At 49.0% G+C, this 18,255-nt stretch carries 13 protein-coding genes; 8 read left to right on the forward strand and 5 right to left on the reverse strand.

The window, feature by feature from the left end; all coding sequences use genetic code 11:
• Positions 1–177: 177 nt before the first annotated feature.
• The 5 genes from PP769_RS02220 to PP769_RS02240 all read right to left on the reverse strand — a co-directional run bounded on the left by PP769_RS02220 (position 178) and on the right by PP769_RS02240 (position 5,355).
• Complete coding sequence (locus tag PP769_RS02220) at positions 178–1,506, reverse strand: ATP-binding protein (RefSeq protein ID WP_312644656.1); 1,329 nt, start codon at positions 1,504–1,506, stop codon at positions 178–180.
• Positions 1,507–1,761: 255 nt separating this feature from the next.
• Entirely contained in the window at positions 1,762–2,322 is a 561-nt protein-coding gene (locus PP769_RS02225) for a FecR domain-containing protein (protein WP_312644658.1), read from the reverse strand.
• 229 nt (positions 2,323–2,551) lie between these two features.
• Positions 2,552–2,749, reverse strand: a complete 198-nt coding sequence (locus PP769_RS02230) for a hypothetical protein (protein WP_312644660.1) — start codon at positions 2,747–2,749, stop codon at positions 2,552–2,554.
• Positions 2,750–3,609: 860 nt separating this feature from the next.
• Positions 3,610–4,401, reverse strand: a complete 792-nt coding sequence (locus PP769_RS02235) for an MBL fold metallo-hydrolase (RefSeq protein ID WP_312644662.1) — start codon at positions 4,399–4,401, stop codon at positions 3,610–3,612.
• Between the two features lie 285 nt (positions 4,402–4,686).
• The gene (locus PP769_RS02240; protein WP_312644665.1) at positions 4,687–5,355 is read right to left on the reverse strand and encodes a Crp/Fnr family transcriptional regulator; all 669 of its coding nucleotides are present in this window, start codon (positions 5,353–5,355) and stop codon (positions 4,687–4,689) included.
• Positions 5,356–5,915: 560 nt separating this feature from the next.
• On the opposite strand from PP769_RS02240, the gene ispH reads away from it, so the two are divergent.
• The 8 genes from ispH (at position 5,916) to PP769_RS02280 (ending at position 18,167) form a co-directional block, all read left to right on the forward strand.
• Positions 5,916–6,854, forward strand: coding sequence for a 4-hydroxy-3-methylbut-2-enyl diphosphate reductase (gene ispH, locus PP769_RS02245; protein ID WP_376753414.1), 939 nt, complete (start codon positions 5,916–5,918; stop codon positions 6,852–6,854).
• Positions 6,855–7,223: 369 nt separating this feature from the next.
• A complete protein-coding gene (idi, locus tag PP769_RS02250) occupies positions 7,224–7,742 on the forward strand; it encodes an isopentenyl-diphosphate Delta-isomerase (protein WP_312644669.1) in 519 nt (172 codons plus the stop codon).
• A gap of 435 nt (positions 7,743–8,177) precedes the next feature.
• Complete coding sequence (locus PP769_RS02255) at positions 8,178–9,572, forward strand: OmpP1/FadL family transporter (RefSeq protein ID WP_312644671.1); 1,395 nt, start codon at positions 8,178–8,180, stop codon at positions 9,570–9,572.
• 253 nt (positions 9,573–9,825) lie between these two features.
• Positions 9,826–11,331: an NAD(P)/FAD-dependent oxidoreductase gene (locus tag PP769_RS02260; RefSeq protein ID WP_312644673.1), complete on the forward strand. Its 1,506-nt coding sequence runs from the start codon at positions 9,826–9,828 to the stop codon at positions 11,329–11,331.
• Positions 11,332–11,434: 103 nt separating this feature from the next.
• Positions 11,435–13,681: an FAD-dependent oxidoreductase gene (locus PP769_RS02265; RefSeq protein ID WP_312644675.1), complete on the forward strand. Its 2,247-nt coding sequence runs from the start codon at positions 11,435–11,437 to the stop codon at positions 13,679–13,681.
• Positions 13,682–13,725: 44 nt separating this feature from the next.
• Positions 13,726–14,484 carry a hypothetical protein gene (locus tag PP769_RS02270; RefSeq protein ID WP_312644677.1) on the forward strand — a complete coding sequence of 253 codons (759 nt, stop codon included), beginning with the start codon at positions 13,726–13,728 and terminating at the stop codon, positions 14,482–14,484.
• Positions 14,485–14,493: 9 nt separating this feature from the next.
• Positions 14,494–15,546, forward strand: a complete 1,053-nt coding sequence (locus tag PP769_RS02275) for a polyprenyl synthetase family protein (RefSeq protein ID WP_312644679.1) — start codon at positions 14,494–14,496, stop codon at positions 15,544–15,546.
• Positions 15,547–15,704: 158 nt separating this feature from the next.
• Complete coding sequence (locus PP769_RS02280; RefSeq protein ID WP_312644682.1) at positions 15,705–18,167, forward strand: acetoacetate decarboxylase family protein; 2,463 nt, start codon at positions 15,705–15,707, stop codon at positions 18,165–18,167.
• Positions 18,168–18,255: the final 88 nt, after the last annotated feature.

The following is an 18,255-nucleotide window of genomic DNA, read 5'->3' on the forward strand; positions in this document are numbered from 1 at the left end:
CTCTTATCTGATTCTGGGAATCTCGTTCCTGAAAAAACCACCAGAACCGTCAGTACCCACTGTTCCATGTGGGCATTTCCAAACAACCTATTCCATCAGCTTCATTCTCGTCGGCCTCTGAGAAGCACGCACCAATCAGCCCTCCTCACAGTGGAAGGCCAGCCATCGGGACAATTTTCACAATCCCGGTGGAGGAGGGTGCACAGGAAGATGCAGATAAAACGTTGTACCTACACCCAGCTCACTTTCTACATCAATGCGTCCTCCATGGGCATCCACCACATCTTTGACAATTTTGGTCCCCAGCCCCGTCCCTTCCTGCTTGGTGGTGATGGCCTCGGAGTGAAAAAGGCGATCCCGCACGTCGGGACACATGCCCTGACCATTGTCCGAAACAGTGATGAGAATCCCCTCTCCCGGATTGTTCTCCTCTCCAGAAACCGAGATCACGCCTCCTCCGGGAATCTCCGGAATGGCATTGCTGATAAGATTGTAAAACGCGGTAAAAAGACGGTGTTCATCCGCTTCAATGACAGGGAGTGTGTCCAGACCGTCGGTTTCAAGTAGGACCGCGTGCTCCGCCGCATAGGTTTTAAGGGTTGCGAACACGGCCCTCACCACAGTGGAAATCTGGCAGGGAGCGAAATGGGGTGGACTCGTGACACCTTTGACCGCATCGGCAATTTCCCGCACGCGCCGTTGTATCCGCCTGGCATTGTTCACAATCATCCTGGTGAGTTCCTGACAATTGGCATAACTGGTCTCAGCCCCTTTCATCTTCACTTCCATCCAATGAGGAAATTGCTCATCCAATTCATCCTCCAATAATTGGGCCCCTGATAATACCGGCATCAACATATTCTTAATGTCATGACTGACATCACCCAACATTCGCACGATGACGGCGAGCTTCGCTTCGCGATACAGACGGGATTGCTCAATCGAGTTAGCGGCAAAGGCGGACACAATTGTCAGGATGGCCACGTCTTCTTCATCAAGAAGCGATTCGCGTTTATTCAGGACTTCCAACACACCGATAGGCTTTCCTTCCCACCGTTTTAAGGGTAGAGCGATCATATCCCGTGTTACGTGCTCGGTTAACTCATCGATGGCTTTATAATGCCGTTGATCCCGTTTGGCATCCCGGACCACAATCGGCTGTCCGGAATGAAACACGGCCCCGGCAATCCCCTTGTCCCATGGAATCGCCGTTCCGGTTTCTACCGGGCTGGCTCCAATGGAATGACGGAACACGAGTTCCTCGGAATCCTGACTCGCGAGAAGAATGGATCCGCTCTCCGCTCCAACAACCTCAAGCGCAGTGGTAAGTGTTTTTTCAACCAACTCATCGGTGTGGAGATTCTGGAAAAGCACTTCCGAGATGCGACAGGCCGCTTCCAACTCCCGGTTGCGCTGTATCAATCGTCGGTCTTCTATCCGGCGAGGATCTTTCCGCCGGTCCGGAACCGACATCTGAAACGAGGAGGATTTGTATATTAATTCCACAGATATTTCTCCCATGAAGTTGCGTGAGCCATGCCCTACAGACTACCCACATGATTCATAAAATTTCATACAGCCGGTCAATGCATGGTTTGTTTCCACCTTAAATATTATTGCCTCTCACCCTTCTGGCTGCCCTTTTTCCTTTTGACGACGGATGAATGGGAAAGTGCCTTGATCAAATAACATTGAGGTACCGGCCATTCCTCTTGGCTCCCTTCTTTAATATCGACCATCGCCGGATAAGACGGCAGGTGGTTACACCAGAGCTTTTCCCTTTGCTGAAAAGACCGATTCCCACCCGGTAAGAGAAAACGTTCCCTCATCCCTGGCGACCACACCCTTCCCATTGAGGATGGTAATGTCCGTTCGAGTGTCTCTGATTCGAATCAATCCTTCCGTTTCCCCCGCACCTGCACTCACAAATTGGGCCTTTACCTCTATCGCGCGAATGGCACGGATGAAAACATCGGTGACACTTTCGATGAGGACGACCAGAACGGTCTGTTCTTTTTGAATTCCTCCCAGAGTGATGGTGGTGTTTTGATCCAACCGGAGTACAGCTCGATTGGCGAGGGCAATATCCGCCCGGCCTCCGTTACCTACCCGAATGCGATCCCCGGCACAGAAAATATCGTGGAGACTCACCGGCTGCCACTGCTCGACATTCACACGGCGCACCTCCACTCTGCCCTGAACGGACACGACGGTCGCCACAATTGGATGGCATTCCGCAGCCGATGTGATCGGCGTGGTAAGCCCGACAGCCGAGAAGCTGAGGCACAGTAGCCAGAGGGAACAGACAGAGACCGCGTTCATGGCCATCTTTCACCCATGTATATTGTATGGAGAATATGCGTCCTATGTGCTCGTCTTTCGATGTTGATACGCGGAGACCGGGGAATTTTGTGTGAGAATATCCATACAGTATTCCACTCCTTTTTTCTCGGATTCCCTAGCAATGATACCGTGGCTTGAATTCGGAGGCTTTGACGACACGAGGCGTCGAATGACGCGAGGGGAGAAAGCGTACGAAGGTTAGAGGATGTTACGGGCTCATGGTCCTGCCATTTGGATCTTCTTCTTTTTTTCTGACATTTCGTGCCGCCAAATCTTTGGTCTCAACACCGCGCCCTTTGTGGTTTTTGACATATTCGACTTCATCCACCCATTGTTCCCATGCTTTAAGAATACCTTTGAAGAGACGGATGATCTGTCGGTTAAAGATGACGGTTTCTTGTTGCATGATGTTCCTTCTCTCACATTTCTGCGCAACGGGTCATCGAATCGTTCCTATGCCTCAACGACGCCTCAAAGACTTGACGAATCCTGTTTCTCAAAGTCTGAGACTAGTGAGGAGGAGGGAGCATCCGTGTTCCGTACCTTCTACCTACCTCCGAATCCGACTCCTTTCGTCGTGAATTCCTTGGCGACAGCAAGGAACTAAACCCAGAAAGGCGGGTTCATTAGGAAGAAACGATTGCGTGCTCAGAAACACAAGCCCAAGCGATTCTCTCTGTATATGTCGCCACAAACACAATTCTTTCCCATGGATTGAGTGATCGTGCCATGGAGATATTGAGGCTCATGGTTTTTGTGATTTTGATCACGTTAGTTGTCATTGAGGCAACTTCAATACCATCCGTATGTTCGATGCCCTTACGGATTTCCTTGAAGATAACCAATTGGCTGAAAACAGATATTTCTGTTTTCAAAACATTGAAACTGTGGATATGGCATTTCAGGCACCACCCAAGGGTATCCATTTGGATACATATTTTATCTATTTAGATACATGTCTTGGTTGACGACTCCCTGTATTTGAATGTCCCAAGGTCGATCATTGAAGGTCTATGTCTTGTTTTTTAGTCCGAATGCTCCATGGTTCGTCTCAAATTTTTCAGGACAGGACTGATGGATTGAGATTCTTTTTCTGAGAGAGAAAATGAAAAATCCAAAAAATCCAAGGCGGATATTGGAATTGTCGGAGGGGTTGTTGGTTTGAATAAAAAAGGACTACACCACGCCAAGGCGATAGTCTGAAAGGCCGGTGACGCTTGGGGAATGAAGGTGAGGAATAGAAGAGTTAAAAGAAAAAGGTCATTGCTAGAATTTCACTTCCTGGCCTTCTTTCAATATCGTGACGTGAGGGATGTCCAGACGGCTTATTTCATCAATGATTTGGTCTCGTACGGTAGGCTTCATATGGTAGACGTATAAGGGCAGATCAGGTTTCCCGATTTTTCGATATTCGTGGGCTAAAAGAGTTGGCGTGAGATGTTTACTTCGAGAGGCCATATCTTTCATTGAATCGGGAAAGGATACCTCAATAAAGACGCCTTTTAAATTTGGTATTCGGGCCGCCTCTTGCCAAAGGTTTTCCGTTACATAGGTATCTCCACTATAAATCCAGGCCACCTCGTCATCCTGAATAATAAACCCTGCCGTTTCGACGGTATGGTTAACGGGAATGGGGGTTACTCTAATTTTTCCAGGCAAGCGCCATTCCCGTTTGGGCTTTAACTCCTCTCCACGTAACATGGAATAGTGAGATTTTGGAAGATGGAAGAAATTCGGAAATACTAAATCGTTAAAGACATGCTTCTGCAGTCCAACTAAAACCGATGGTAAACTTGCCACCACGATTTGATGATCCACCCGCCCCGACATATTATCGACAAGCGGGGGAATGCCTTTGACGTGATCTAAATGCAAGTGGGAAAGGAGAATATGTGTGATCCGCTTTTGCTCCTTCAAAGTGAGTCCTGAAGCTAATGTTCCAGCGTCTACCATCAGCTCTTCATTGACTAAGAATCCCACGCTCCGACAAATATGCCGACTGGTCGGTCCATTCAAGAGTAGATCTGACCCATGGGCTCCCAATACCCGAATGTTCACAAAAAATCCCTTGAATGACAGCAATGATCCATACCCTTGCCTTCCTGTTGTGCCATATTCAAAAAATGCAGGGATGAGCGACCAATTTCAAGTCATGGAATCCTAGGGGTACCCACCTCTCTGATGGAAAGACAATCCGAGGATCTGTTCTTGTTTTTAATTTATCCCATTCCAGGCCTCCTGTCTGTGATATTCATCACATTCTTGGTGTGATTCTCTTCGCACTTCATCAACGCCCTATTTCCTTAAAATCTTTCAATAGCACCAAACCAAAATTGTTGGGTTTTATTCCCATAATCTATTGATATAAATCGTCTTCCGGGTAACTGAAAGACTTCCGTTTTCTTTGAGAGCCTTAAGGGTCCGACTCAAGGTTTCCCTGGAGCATCCTACCATGTTGGCTAATTCCTGGAAGGATGGACGATTGGAAATCAATAATTGTCCATGAGTCTCCACCCCATCCTGGAACTTTGCTAAATCAAGAAGACAGCGACCCACACGCCCATACATATCAAACATCACGAGACTGCGAACTTGTTCGCTGACTTTTCGCAATCGTTGGGAAAGGTTTTTGAGAATTTTTATAGCAATGTCTGGATGGTGCTTTAAAAGTTCCGTCAATGCCTTCCGTCCCAATAAAAAACATTCACTCGGCTCCACCGTTACCACTGATGCAGATCGAGGAGCTGATTCCAGGATGGCCATCTCACCGAAAAAGTTCCCCGGACCCAAGTGCGAGAGGATAAATTCCTGTCCGTTTTTCCCGGTTAACAGCACCTTAACTTTGCCTGACAAAATAATGAATAACACTTCGCCTGAATCGCCTTCCTGGAATATGACATTTTTGTCGGAGAACTTTTGGCGACTCCCGGAAGCGGCCAACAGATTGAGTTCCTGATCCGTTAATTCGGAAAAGAGTGGGACATTTTTAATCGCTTGTTTGTACATCACCATGACAGGAAATTTCCTGGTGAGTTATTCTTCCATTGGATTGAGCAGGGATTCGTTCTTCTTCGAAAAAAGCACAATCATTCCGACATCAGCCCATTTTTAGATTTCAAATGGAGCCATCATGCAAAATTATTTTAATAAAGACAACACCCTTGTGCATGGCAACTACTATCCACTGAGCCTCCCCAAGGAATCACGCTTGCTTGATCAAACTGGTGACCATCGCCGAAACCATCGTCAGGGTGGCCAAATCTTCCTCATGATTTCAATGGATTTTTTCTTGTGTCTCTTTTGTCTGATGATGAGATAACATCCACAATCACCCTCGAAAAGTCGAATAAACTCCAAACGTTTCCCAACATGTCATGCACAGTAACGTCCTTCTTGTCAGAAGGATCGGCAATCCGGGCTTGCCCCTATGGCCAAAAACTCCTTATGCTGACTTGAGGAATCCTTGTATGGGAATTCGTGATCTTAATACATTGATTGACCTTATTTGTGCTTTTGATTATTTTGTGCTCGAAATAGGGAGTGCATCCTCACCAAAATCGAAGGAAAATGGGTTGAAAATTTTCCTGGCCAATCCTAGAGGGTTTTGTGCGGGGGTCGATCGAGCTATTAAAATCGTCAATTTATCGCTAAAGACATATGGTGCACCAATCTATGTCCGTCATGAAATCGTGCATAGCCGCCATGTGGTCGAATCCCTACGCGAAAAGGGTGCTATTTTTGTTGGAGAATTAAATGAGGTACCCGATGGCGCCATTGTCATTTTCAGCGCACATGGTGTGGCAAAAGGGGTTTGGGAAGAATCCACCAGACGAAATTTGAAGGTAATTGATGCCACATGCCCCTTGGTCAGTAAAGTGCATAACGAAGTGAACCGGGATTATTCCAACAATTATGAATTAATCCTGATTGGTCACGCGGGGCATCCTGAGGTTGTCGGAACTCTGGGACAGGTGCCTGATAAATTGCATTTAATATCGTCGGTAAAAGATGTCGACTTTTTGGAAGTGGAAAATCCCCTGCACGTATCCTATGTCACGCAAACAACGCTGAGTGTTGATGATTGCCGGGAAATTGTGGAGGCATTACATCGCCGGTATCCGGGTATTAAAGGCCCGCACCAAGAAGATATTTGCTATGCCACCCAAAATCGGCAAAATGCTGTCAAAGAGTTGTCTCACTTTGTTGATGTGATTCTGGTAATCGGATCTCCCCATAGTTCTAATTCCAATCGTTTAAAAGAATTGGGCGAGCGGCATGAAATCCCTTCCTACCTAATTGATTCCTATCAGGATATTCAAACGGAATGGCTGGAAGGCGTTCAAGCCATCGGCATTACAGCAGGGGCCTCGGCTCCGGAAGTGTTGGTGACTCAGGTCATTAATTTTCTGAAAGAACATGGGGCTGAAATGGTAGAAGAATTAACCATTGTAAAAGAGAATGTTGAATTCCTTCTTCCCAAGGAACTCTTGATGGACAAAAGCAAGCGATAAGCCACCCGCTTTAAAATATCAGCACGGTGGTAATGTATGCCTGTTGAATCAGTTCCCATCCTCAAGGAATCGACAGTTCATGGACCCCAAAATTCTCATTGCCATTTGCTAGTGAATCCGGTGGAGGAGGGATCGCCCAAAGCACCAAGGAAGTCCGATGAACTCCGCTTCCCCACGAATCCTAAATAGAATAAAATAGCTGCCCACGAGGTTGGGAAAGTGACGACGTTAATACCAAGAGGATTTCTGAAACACAAGAATAAACCTAGACCTGGTCGATGAAAAATTATAAATGGTGGAATGTCGCAAAAGTGGTCAGATGACTAACAATTCTATTTTCTTCCATTCATTCTCCGCCTGAGGGTTTTTATGGAATACGTGGTGCTGGTTGACAATGAGGATAATGAGATTGGATTGAAGGAGAAAAATGCCGCGCATCTCTATCCCGCGAATCTGCATAGGGCATTTTCCATTTTCATTCTCAATGGCAGGGGGCACCTACTGATTCAAAAAAGAAATCGTGAGAAGAAAACCTGGCCAGGATTTTGGTCAAATTCCTGCTGTTCCCATCCCAGACCCTATGAACCCATCGATTTGGCGGCCCGAAGACGACTGCAGGAAGAGCTGGGCTTTACTTGTAACGTTGAATTTCTATTTAAATTCGAGTACGTGGCGCAATACGACTCCGGCTGGGGGGAACATGAGCTGGACTATGTCTTCCTTGGTTACCACAAAGGTTCAGTTTATCCCAATCCCATGGAAGTTGATGAAATCAAATTTATGGATATGGAGAATTTGAAAAGAGACTTAAACATGAACTATGCCAATTATACTCCATGGTTAAGAAAATGCTTTGAAAATTTTCATAAGCAAATTACATCAAAATGAATTCGCCCACGGGATTTCCGACCACGACAATAACTTCATTTCATTACCCAGGTAAGTTGCGTTCCTGAAGACCATGGGTAGTCCCTTCTAAATTCATCGCTATTGATATATTTGCATTCTTTAGCTAGCCTTGAAGCCAGGTGAGTTGATCGGGGTTGAAAAGCTTTGGACCTTACCTTCTGATGCAACCTTTCTTTTTAATTCCAGCACTCTGCCTGATATTCGAAACATAGGGTGGCGAAATACCATTTTGTACCAATAATTCAATAGCCGCAGTGGTCAGGGAGAACGGAACAAAAGAGGAGTCTCCGACCAGACACCAGTGGATTTCATCAGAAGAAATTTAGGTATCGAGAATACCGCAGGAGGTCACTGAATTAGAACACACACATTTCAGGAAACACTGGGTTGCTACTTTAAAAAAGTCCATTTTACATGAGACGTATCCCCACCCACATCAGTTTCCTCACATGTGCCCAGGTCCTTGCAATACATAGCCTCGCGTATGGTGATGGCTACCGTATTCCCTATCAAGGAACCGCAGCAGCAGGGCAAGGGGAAGCCTTTGTGGCCCAAGCTGATGATCCATCTGCTTTATATTACAACCCTGCAGGCCTTGTAGATGTGAAAGGAATTCAATTCTATGCAGGGGCAAGTTTAGTTACCGGGCGCACTGAATTTACCAGCCCAACGGGAATAAAGGCTGAGAGTGATCTCGGAGGAACCGTGGCCTTCCCTCCCCCAGCGCACTTTTATTTGACTTGGAATCTGGGGGAAACCGACATCCCAGCACTCCAGCCTCTGACTCTCGGAATCGGTGTGAACTCGCCATTTGGCCTGAAAATCCGATGGCCAAATGATGGTCCGTTTTCGACTACTGTGACGGAGGCATCCCTGCCTCTCTTGGATATTAAACCTACACTGGCCTATAGGTTTACGTCCTATTTCTCGATCGGGCTTGGACTGGATATTTATACCTTCTCGGACCTGATTGGGGAAGGACAAACCGAACTCAAAAGTAAGAGCCCTGTCATACCTGGAATGCCCTCCACTGAGCTCAATGGAACCGATACCTCAGTCGGATTTAATGCGAGTGTCCTCATTACCCCCTGGCGGAATCCTCATTCACCTCCTGACCAAAATGGAAAAGAGGAATTGGGGAAACCGCGACTCAATCTCGGCCTAGTCTACCGAAGTGGAACAGACCTTGATCTGGAGGGGGAGTATCTCGTAGATGGTACAAAGGTCGCAGATGCTAAGACCACCGTGCCAATTCCATGGGTTCTAAGCACCGGGATTGCGTATTGGCCAGTTCGGGATCAGCAACATGAATGGAAACTCGAATTTGACTTTGAGTGGATTGGTTGGAGCACTTTTACTGATCTCGATGTGAGTTTATCCAACGGAATATTCGTACCATCACCCAGAGATTGGGATGACACCTATACGTTCAGCGTCGGAACTGAATTTAAATGGCTCGATCTCATTTCACTACCGAATTGGGAGATTGCCTTGCGGGCAGGCTACCAACGATCTCAAGCACCAAACCCCTCCCGGACCTTCGATCCTACCGTTGCTGATGCCAATTGGAACATTCTAGCAACTGGCCTGGGATTGAAATGCACAAAGGGGGGGAACCTCTTCGGGTTCATCCCATGCGGGTACGAGGGCAGCTATCTTCCAAAAGCCATGGTGTTAGATCTTGGTTTTTCGGCTGCTTTGTGGGAGAAACGCACGATTAGTGGAAACGAACTTAGCCCCACCCACAACGGCACCTACAAGACTAAGGATTGGTTTATCGGACATATCAGTTTAGGACTAGCTTTTTAAGGGGCATATGTTTTGAGGATCCTATCTTCTTCAACCGAACCTCTCCAGGCACATTTGAAACCAAAGTGTTGGAGGTTTCGTCAGCAGAAGTCTCTGCTTTGGCCAGGAGGGAAACAATATTAAGGTATGTCCGGCAACATTTTGAAAATATTCTAAAGCTTTTCCCAACACCCAAAAACCATAGATGGCTCCAAATAGGATTAAGTTCATTTGAACCATTAAGAATTAAGAGCGTTAAGAGGCAGAAATTGCTATGAGAATAAAGGACGTTATCGTCATTGGGGCGGGTCCTGCCGGCAGTGCAATGGCGACACTTCTCGCTGAGGAAGGCTATTCGGTCCTTTTGCTGGAAAAAGGGGTTTTCCCACGCGATAAAGTGTGTGGAGATTTCGTAAGCCCCAAAGGCCTCTTGCACCTTAAAAAGCTTGGGTGTTACGAAGAAATTGCCTCGCGCGGATATACGCCCATTAAGCAAGCTTCCGTTTACCTAAACGGCAGTAAGCTGTTTGAAGGGAACCTTCCCCATGTGCCTGGGTATCCCCCCTTTGCACACGCAGTTCCCAGAAACGATCTTGACGAAATTCTTTTTCGGCGAGCCCAGGACGCAGGAGCGGTTACTATCGAAGAGTGCCAGGTCGTTGGCTTTCACACCACACCGACCATGGTTTGCGTCGAGGCACAAAAAGCCGGCCGAAGGAGGCGCTTCGCGGGGCGAGTGATTATTGGCGCCGATGGAGCTAATTCTGTTGTGGCCCGGTTTGCTGACCTCACGATGAATGATGCGCGTTACGTTTTTCCTTCCATACGTGGGTATTGTCGCGGCCTCTCCTTTGAACAAGCACTACTGTTCGTCGACGAAGATTTTTTTCCAGGATTTGGCTGGATCTTTCCAGTCAGCGGGGACCTGAGCAACGTCGGTGTGGGGATGGTCAAGGAAACGCTGGGCAAACACCGCATTAGTCTGAAGGATTTTTTTCGCAAATTTGAAAGCTTTATCAAATCCATGGCGAGCAAGAACGGGAAAGTGGTGGAGATCGATTCCATCAAAGGTTGGCCCATCAAGTCCTACGGCGGCGCTCGTCGAAACTTCTTCGAGCGCGGATTACTTATCGGAGAAGCGGCCTGCTTTGTCGATCCCATTTCCGGAGAGGGGATTCCTCTGGCACTCGAAAGTGCGGAGCTTGGATTCGATACTTTGAAGTTGGCTTTCGATCGAGGGGATTTCACTGCCAACCTCCTGTCAGACTATGAGCGTCGCTGGAAAGAGCGCTGGGATCCTGATTTCAAGGTCTCGGATCTTGTGGTCTCCCTTATTCGGAATCGGTACCTCGCTAAGCTTTGGATTCAGTCCTTCCGTGTAATGGGAATGACTGCCCTCCGCGACAAAAACTATGCGCACACAATTGGCGGCATTATGGCAGGTCTGATACCTAACCGTGAGGGCTTTTCCCCAGAGATCTTCATTAAATCCTTGCTCCATGCTCCACCCTTCTGGCTGGAAGCATTTGATATCCGAACCCGACACACATTTTTTGATTCCCTAACCAGAGGGATCGAATGGTTTAGCTGGGAATTAGGGGTAGGTCGTGATTTGCTAAATGACTTTGAGTGGTTCGCAGCGTGGGCTTCCGAGGTGAACCAGAAACAGCGAGAGCTCTTCAAAATCCTGGGAAGCGCAGCGCCATCTACATTGAGGACTGTGCCTGCCAGGAAATACTTGGCGGCAAAGGTAGAAACCATGTCGCCAAAACGACTTTAGCCTCATCTTTAAAATAATTAACAACATTTGACATAATCCGCACATTCACACAACGAAGGAAAAGAGAATTGGCGGATCCTGGACATTTAGTGTAAAGAGGCTTATGACAAAGAAAAAACCCATCGAGGTAGCCATCATTGGTGGCGGTTGCGCGTCAATTGCAGCCGCATTTGAGCTCACAAGGCCCGAGCACAGGAACCAATACCATGTCACAATCTATCAGATGGGATGGCGGCTTGGTGGCAAGGGGGCCTCAGGTCGTGGGCCAGCTGATCGGATCGAGGAACATGGACTCCATATTTGGCAAGGATTTTATGAGAATGCCTTCCGGTTGATGCGGGAGTGCTATTCGGAACTTTCTCGTGACCCCCAAACCTGTCGATTTGCTGACTGGAGTGACGCATTCTTTCCCGACCCCCATGTCGGGATGGTGGATCCATCTCGGCAAAGTAATTGGCTGACGTGGACGGCCTTCTTCCCAACTGGCGATGGGTTACCCGGCGATCCCCTCACCACGCACAACCCCTTTACCATGATGAGCTACCTCACACGGACAGTAGATCTATTGCGAACCTTACTTCTTGGCGTTCAAACCCAGTCGACACATGATGCGTTGGAAGAACGTGAAGACAAGGAAGCTTCTGCTTTGCACACCGAGGAGGGAGAGTCGCAAGAATGGTCTTTTGAGGCGATCCGGAAAAGCATGACGAGGTTAGTAAAATACGGGCTCCTTTCAACAATGGCTGGACTCATTGAGGGCCTAGCAATTTTGCAAGTTGCCCTGAGGTCGCTTCCTGTCTACCCCAACAAGCTGATCCTGGATTTCCTTAGAGACTTCAGAGATCAGTTAGAAAGGCTGGTAATCGATGACGACGAATTTCGCTGCAAGTGGGAGATCATCGACCTCACCCTCGCCATCATGCGCGGCTTTTTAACATCCTGGGAGCCTGAGGAGATTAGGAAACCTAAAGGGGATAAAAAACCTAAATGGCCGATCTTACTGTTTGACCCTCGTGGCCTGGACGCGATTAATGAATATGACTGCCGAGAGTGGCTTCGGGAGAATGGCGCTTCGGAACGCGCGCTCAATTCAGCGTTCGTGCGCGGTCTATACGACCTCGCGCTTGCTTACGAGGAGGGGGATCCCCACCGCCCGGGATTGGCAGCGGGCCAAGCGCTCCGCGGCTCGTTGCGAATGTTTTTTACTTATCGCGGCTCGCTGTTTTGGAGGATGCGGGCCGGGATGGGAGATGTCGTGTTCGCACCGTTTTACGAGGTGTTGAAGAAACGGGGAGCCACCTTTAAATTCTTTCATCGTCTGGAAAATGTGAAACTGGTGGAACAGGACAAGCTCGCCCCTGACGAACGTCCCTATGTAGAGAGTCTGGAATTCGACGTTCAGGCCAAAATCCGGGAAGGAGGTGAGTACCAGCCGTTAAAAAAGGTGAATGGGGTTCCGTCCTGGCCTTCTAATCCGGACTACCGGCAACTGGTTAACGGCCCACGTATGAAACGGGAGGGATGGGATTTTGAGGGACATTGGGATCGACGCAAAGTGGAAAAGACTACTCTTAAGGTAAGTCGTGACTTCGATTTTGTTGTCCTGGGAGTGAGCGTGGGTGCTATTCCTTATGTGTGTAAAGAGATCCTTTCGCGTGACGAACGCTGGCGAGACATGGTGAAGAATGTCAAGACTGTTGCCACGCAGGCCTTCCAAATCTGGATGCGAGAAGACATGTCTCAGCTGGGATGGACCGAGCCTCCGGTTACAGTGTCCGCCTTCGTCAAACCATTTGATACCTGGGCGGATATGACCCACTGCGTACCTGAGGAAAGCTGGGATTTCCCACCGCGGTCCATTGCCTATTTCTGCAATGTTCTATCCGATCCACCAGTGCCACCAGACCGTTCAAATAAGACCTATCCAGCGGAGAGACATCAGGAAGTTCAACGAAATGCTATCAATTTTCTGAACGACCAGATACACCATCTGTGGCCCAAGGCAGTCAGCCCTACAGGGAAGTTTAAATGGGATCTCTTAGTTGATCCAAATGAACGGCAAGCACCCAAGGGGTCTAAAAATCCCACCGACAACCGCTTTGCGTCCCAGTATTGGAAAGCGAATGTGAACCCCACGGACCGATATGTTCTGGCACTCCCTGGTACTCTGAAATACCGCATTTCGCCTCTGGATAACACCTACGACAACCTGACTATTTGCGGGGACTGGACTGACTGCGGTTTCAACGAGGGCTGCGTCGAGGCGGCAGTCATGTCGGGGAGACTTGCCGCGCATGCAATAGGGCAATCGCCTCCGCTGGAGGACATTATCGGCTATGACCACCCTTGAAGATATTCAGATAAAACGACCAGGATTACTTTGGGGATTTGGCCATGAATAAGCCCAAACGACTTCGCCGGAATGATCCATTGCGCCAGAGGCCGATTCGTAACCCCTCAACCTACTTCCGGGAATCGAATTCTTGGCAGGAACGGACATCGGATTCGGCCCCGCCTCCATCAGAAGAGCAGAACCCATTTGACTCCCTAGATGATGTAGTAACAAATGGTGTCAAGCTCGGATATGAGGTTATCGAGAAGTACCTCCTTCAGGGCCAGAAAGTTGCGGAGGGAATCCATAATGGGTCTTCTGAGGAGGACTCGAAAGAAGGCAACGTTCATTGGCTTCTTTCGAGCATGCTTCGTTTGAACCGGGACATGGCAGGATTCTGGATCGATGCAATAGAAGCCTTCGTGCAAAATCCCGAATTCCTTTTGGGGTTAATGGGAGCAGCACGAAGTAACGGCGTGACTTCATCTTCGAACAACACGAGGGAACCAGGCTCCAGCGCTAACGGTGCAAGTGCGCGGGTAGCAGTTGAAATCGAGTCCAGGAGAAGGACGCAGGTGACGGTAGACCTACGGCCTAGTCCCTCTCAAAACGTTCCACATGTGCATGCCTTGAATGCACCACCTAACCTGGGGATCCCGCCTCTGACTGAAGTTTCCTTCCGGTGGGACCGGGAATCAGCGACCCCGATCGTTCAACTGAAAATCCCTGATAAACAGCCTACAGCCCTCTATACGGGGGTGGTGCTGGATCCAAAAACAAACGAGGTAAGGGGTACCCTCTGCGTTCGTATTCTGGACTGAGGTCAATACATGTCAACTCTTGCTTTTGAGACCGGAATTCACACGCCGCGGTTAATTTCCCAAATGCTTGAGGAATACGGAGAAATGACCCGGACAACCTTAAAAAAGTACCTGCCATCGGGGAATCCCCAGGCGCATCTATATGACCTTCTCTCCGATTATCCAGAACGAGGAGGGAAAATGATGCGTTCGAGCCTCTGTCTGGCCACGGCTCGAGCCTTTGGTAGCCGTCTCGAAGACGCTCTGTTCTCTGCTGTGGCCATTGAGCTTCTGCACAATGCATTGCTCATTCACGACGATATTGAGGATGGCAGCGAGGAACGGAGGGGGCGGCCTACCCTTCATAAATTACATGGGGTTCCTTTGGCCCTTAACGCAGGGGATACGCTAAGCCTGCTCAGTCTCCGACCGTTGATGGACAGCGTGCAAAGGATTGGGCCCGGGCTTGCCGTAACACTTTTCAAAGAGACCGAACGAGTGGCGTGGGAGTCCGCGGAAGGACAAGCGATGGAGCTTGGGTGGTGTCACGACAACTGTAATAGCCTGAAGGATGGGGACTACCTCACGATGGTGTTAAAGAAAACCTGTTGGCTTGCCATAATCCACCCTAGTCGGATCGGCGCACTGATTGGGACAAGAGGAAGAATAGATCTCGAACCGTTTATCCGTTTTGGGTTTTTCCTCGGGGCTGCCTTCCAAATCCAGGACGACCTGTTGAATCTGATTGCCGACACCCGGTACGGCAAGGAACGTAACGGAGACATCTGGGAAGGCAAACGGACGCTCATGCTTATTCATATTTGCCAAAAAGCCAACGCGAAAGAGCGGAAGAGGCTAGCCGAGATTATGGCGCAATCCCGTGATCAACGTTCACCTGAACAGGTTTCATGGGTTCGCCGGTTGATGGACAGATACGGTGCAGTGGACTACGCACGCCGGATTGCTCATGGGCTGGCCGGAGCAGCACTGAACGAGTATACCCACATCTATGGTGGCTTGCCTGACTCGCGAGACAAGCAATTCATCCGGGGCCTGGCGACCTGGGTGTTCGAACGGACATGAGGCCCGGAACGAGATATTTCTTAACAGAGACAGTTCCACGATAAATAGTCCTTAAATGAGGACGTCGGGAAAAATTTCAGTACGAAGTATCCAATACCACCGTACCAAAACAAACTCGCTACGACGCTACCATTGGGGGCGGCGAATAAGGAGGTCCCATGACGAAAAAGCCTGGATATCAAGACCCGGCTGGACTCGAGGGAGACTACGCCGCAGTACCGAGCCAACCGCCCTTCATCTTCCGCAACGTGAATGTCCGGATATTTCCCATTAAGGCCAACATGGCTCGGCTGGGATTTTTTGTCCACCAATATCTCAATAATGACATTCCCCCGGCTATCGCACACTTCCGCCCGGCCCTCCCCTATGTGTATCTGCTTACCCTTCATTATGGCAGCCTGGAACCAGGTACGATCGAAGCTCGAAACATCGGGTGGATCTCACAGAATGAGGTCGTTTTTTCAATTCCGCTAGAATGGTGGCGCGATGACGGGAGCGGACGGGTGGTTTTCCATGACTGGGCCTGCGTCAACCCGTTCATCTTTGTGGACGACGATACCTCCCTGACCACTGGTCGAGAGGTGTACGGGTGGCCGAAAGTCAAGGCCGAATTTCTCGAAGAAGCGCCCCGGTGGGCAGTAGACCCACGGTCTCCGACGCGCCTCCTTAACCTGAAAACCAAACTGTTTCCTAAGCTTTTCGCAGGTGTCCGTGAGGAGGAACGAGAGCTGTTGCAGATCCACCGGGACCCGCCTCTTAGTTTTTCGCAGATTCCGCTGGACCCGTGGAATCCCTGGTTCCCTCTCACAGCCCTACAGACGGCTGCCGCTGGATGGATGGATGTCATGGGAAATGCCCTGGATATTATTGCTGGTCTACCCATACGGGGGTATCGGGCAGGTCGGGACCCGAGCACCTTACTGAGGATGCTTTGCAAGGCCGGACGTCGAGCCTCTCACATACTTCCTAATCTGTGCCGGCAAGGGCCTCGTGATTTAAATACTGATCAGTCTGCAAAGGAGGCTGAACCCCCAGAACTTAAACTTACGATGATGACGCTCAAGCAATTCTACAACCCGGAGAAACCTTTCGACGCGTGTTATCAGGCAATTGTAGGCTCAGACATTGCCTTGGATTCTGTAAACCGGATGGGGTTGCTCGGTGACGAAAATCAGTTACGCGGAGATCCATCTGGGGGCTTCACAATCCGGATTTACCACTATGACGCCCAACCAATTGTGGATAAGCTAGGATTACAGGCATTAAGAGTAGAGAAAGGGGGACAGGCTGGAGTCTCAGTCTCCATCTTTAAACCAACCTTCCCCTTCTGGGCGGACACCGACCTGTATTACGGCAGGGGCCAGGTCATCTGCTCACGGCCCACCCTTGACAACAAAGGCAAGATCAAATGCCCACAACGGGACCTTGACGACGACAGAATGATATTTGCTTCTTGGGAGAGGCCCAAAACTCAAAGTGACCCAACCACAAAAAGTGCCCCAAAAATCATCAAGGCCAAGAAAGATAAGGACCCCCCCATTCCCTACAACACCGTGCGCGGTGGTGCTACTCAGCCTATTGCTGGCCCATTTGAATTTCCTGATGTTACCGTGCAGGTCTATGGCTTGGAGGCCAATGATGACAACAGACTCAAGGAGTTCCTAGATCGTTACTTGAACGATACCCTTGGCCTGATTCCCGATGGGTGGAAGATGAAATTTGAGCCCTGGGGTTCGTTCGTCTATTTGATGGTGAGCATTTACGGTGATGAACTTGGAAAAATGTATTCGGACAGTACCAACATCGGGAGTTGGGTTGAAAAAGAAGTTTCCGTTTGCGTACCGGTCAATTGGTATAAAAACGGCGAAAAGGTCAATTGGGGGATTATCCGCCCCTTCCTATTCGGTAATACTGGCCGAGCCGTTATTTCCGATCGCGAGATCAATGGACGGCCGACAGTAATGGCCAACATTAACAGCTTCTCCGACGTGTGGCTGAACCCGTCTGGTCCGGATGCGAAACGAGAGTTGCTCAGGCTCGACACGGAGATTTACCCTGGACGATTTTTGGCACAGCGAGCCGAAAACCGCACACTGATCGAAATCATTGAGGGTCCCAACCAGGATGAGCGGTCAAATGGAAACATAAGAGCCCCATCGACGGATACAGGAGGGGATCAGCCAGTGGCGTCGGAAATCCTTAACAAACCCCAAACAATTAACTTCGTGCATCTAAAGCAACACCGTGATGCTCATGAAGTCAAAGACCTCTGTTATCAGGCATTGGTGAATTCAAAGCGGAACATTACACAAATTCATACCCTTACTCCCATTAAAAATCCTATCAATATCCGCATCCACAGATACCCAGGACGCCCTATTGCTGAATTGCTTGGTCTCAAGGGAGGCCGTAAAGATTCTACCGGCGAAAACGCGGTAGAAATATTCCAGGCAAAAGATCCCTTCTGGATGCGCGTTAGCGTTGAGGAGCCGCTGGGAGAGATAGTGTGCTACCGCCTCAATAACCAGCCATGGGTGGTCTTTGAAGAAGCTGTGCCTTATATGAATGAGAAACAGCGGAAAACGAAAAAGGCTCATCGCAAACGTCCCAAAAAAGGATGAGACTGACAGAAAAACAAAGAATTACCATTGCCCGGCAAAAGAAAAGGTGAAATGTCCAATTGAAGGGAAGTGTACCTCCAGGATATTA

The sequence above is a fragment of the Candidatus Nitrospira allomarina genome, assembly GCF_032050975.1.
In the GTDB taxonomy this organism is placed as follows: Bacteria; Nitrospirota; Nitrospiria; order Nitrospirales; family UBA8639; genus Nitrospira_E; species Nitrospira_E allomarina.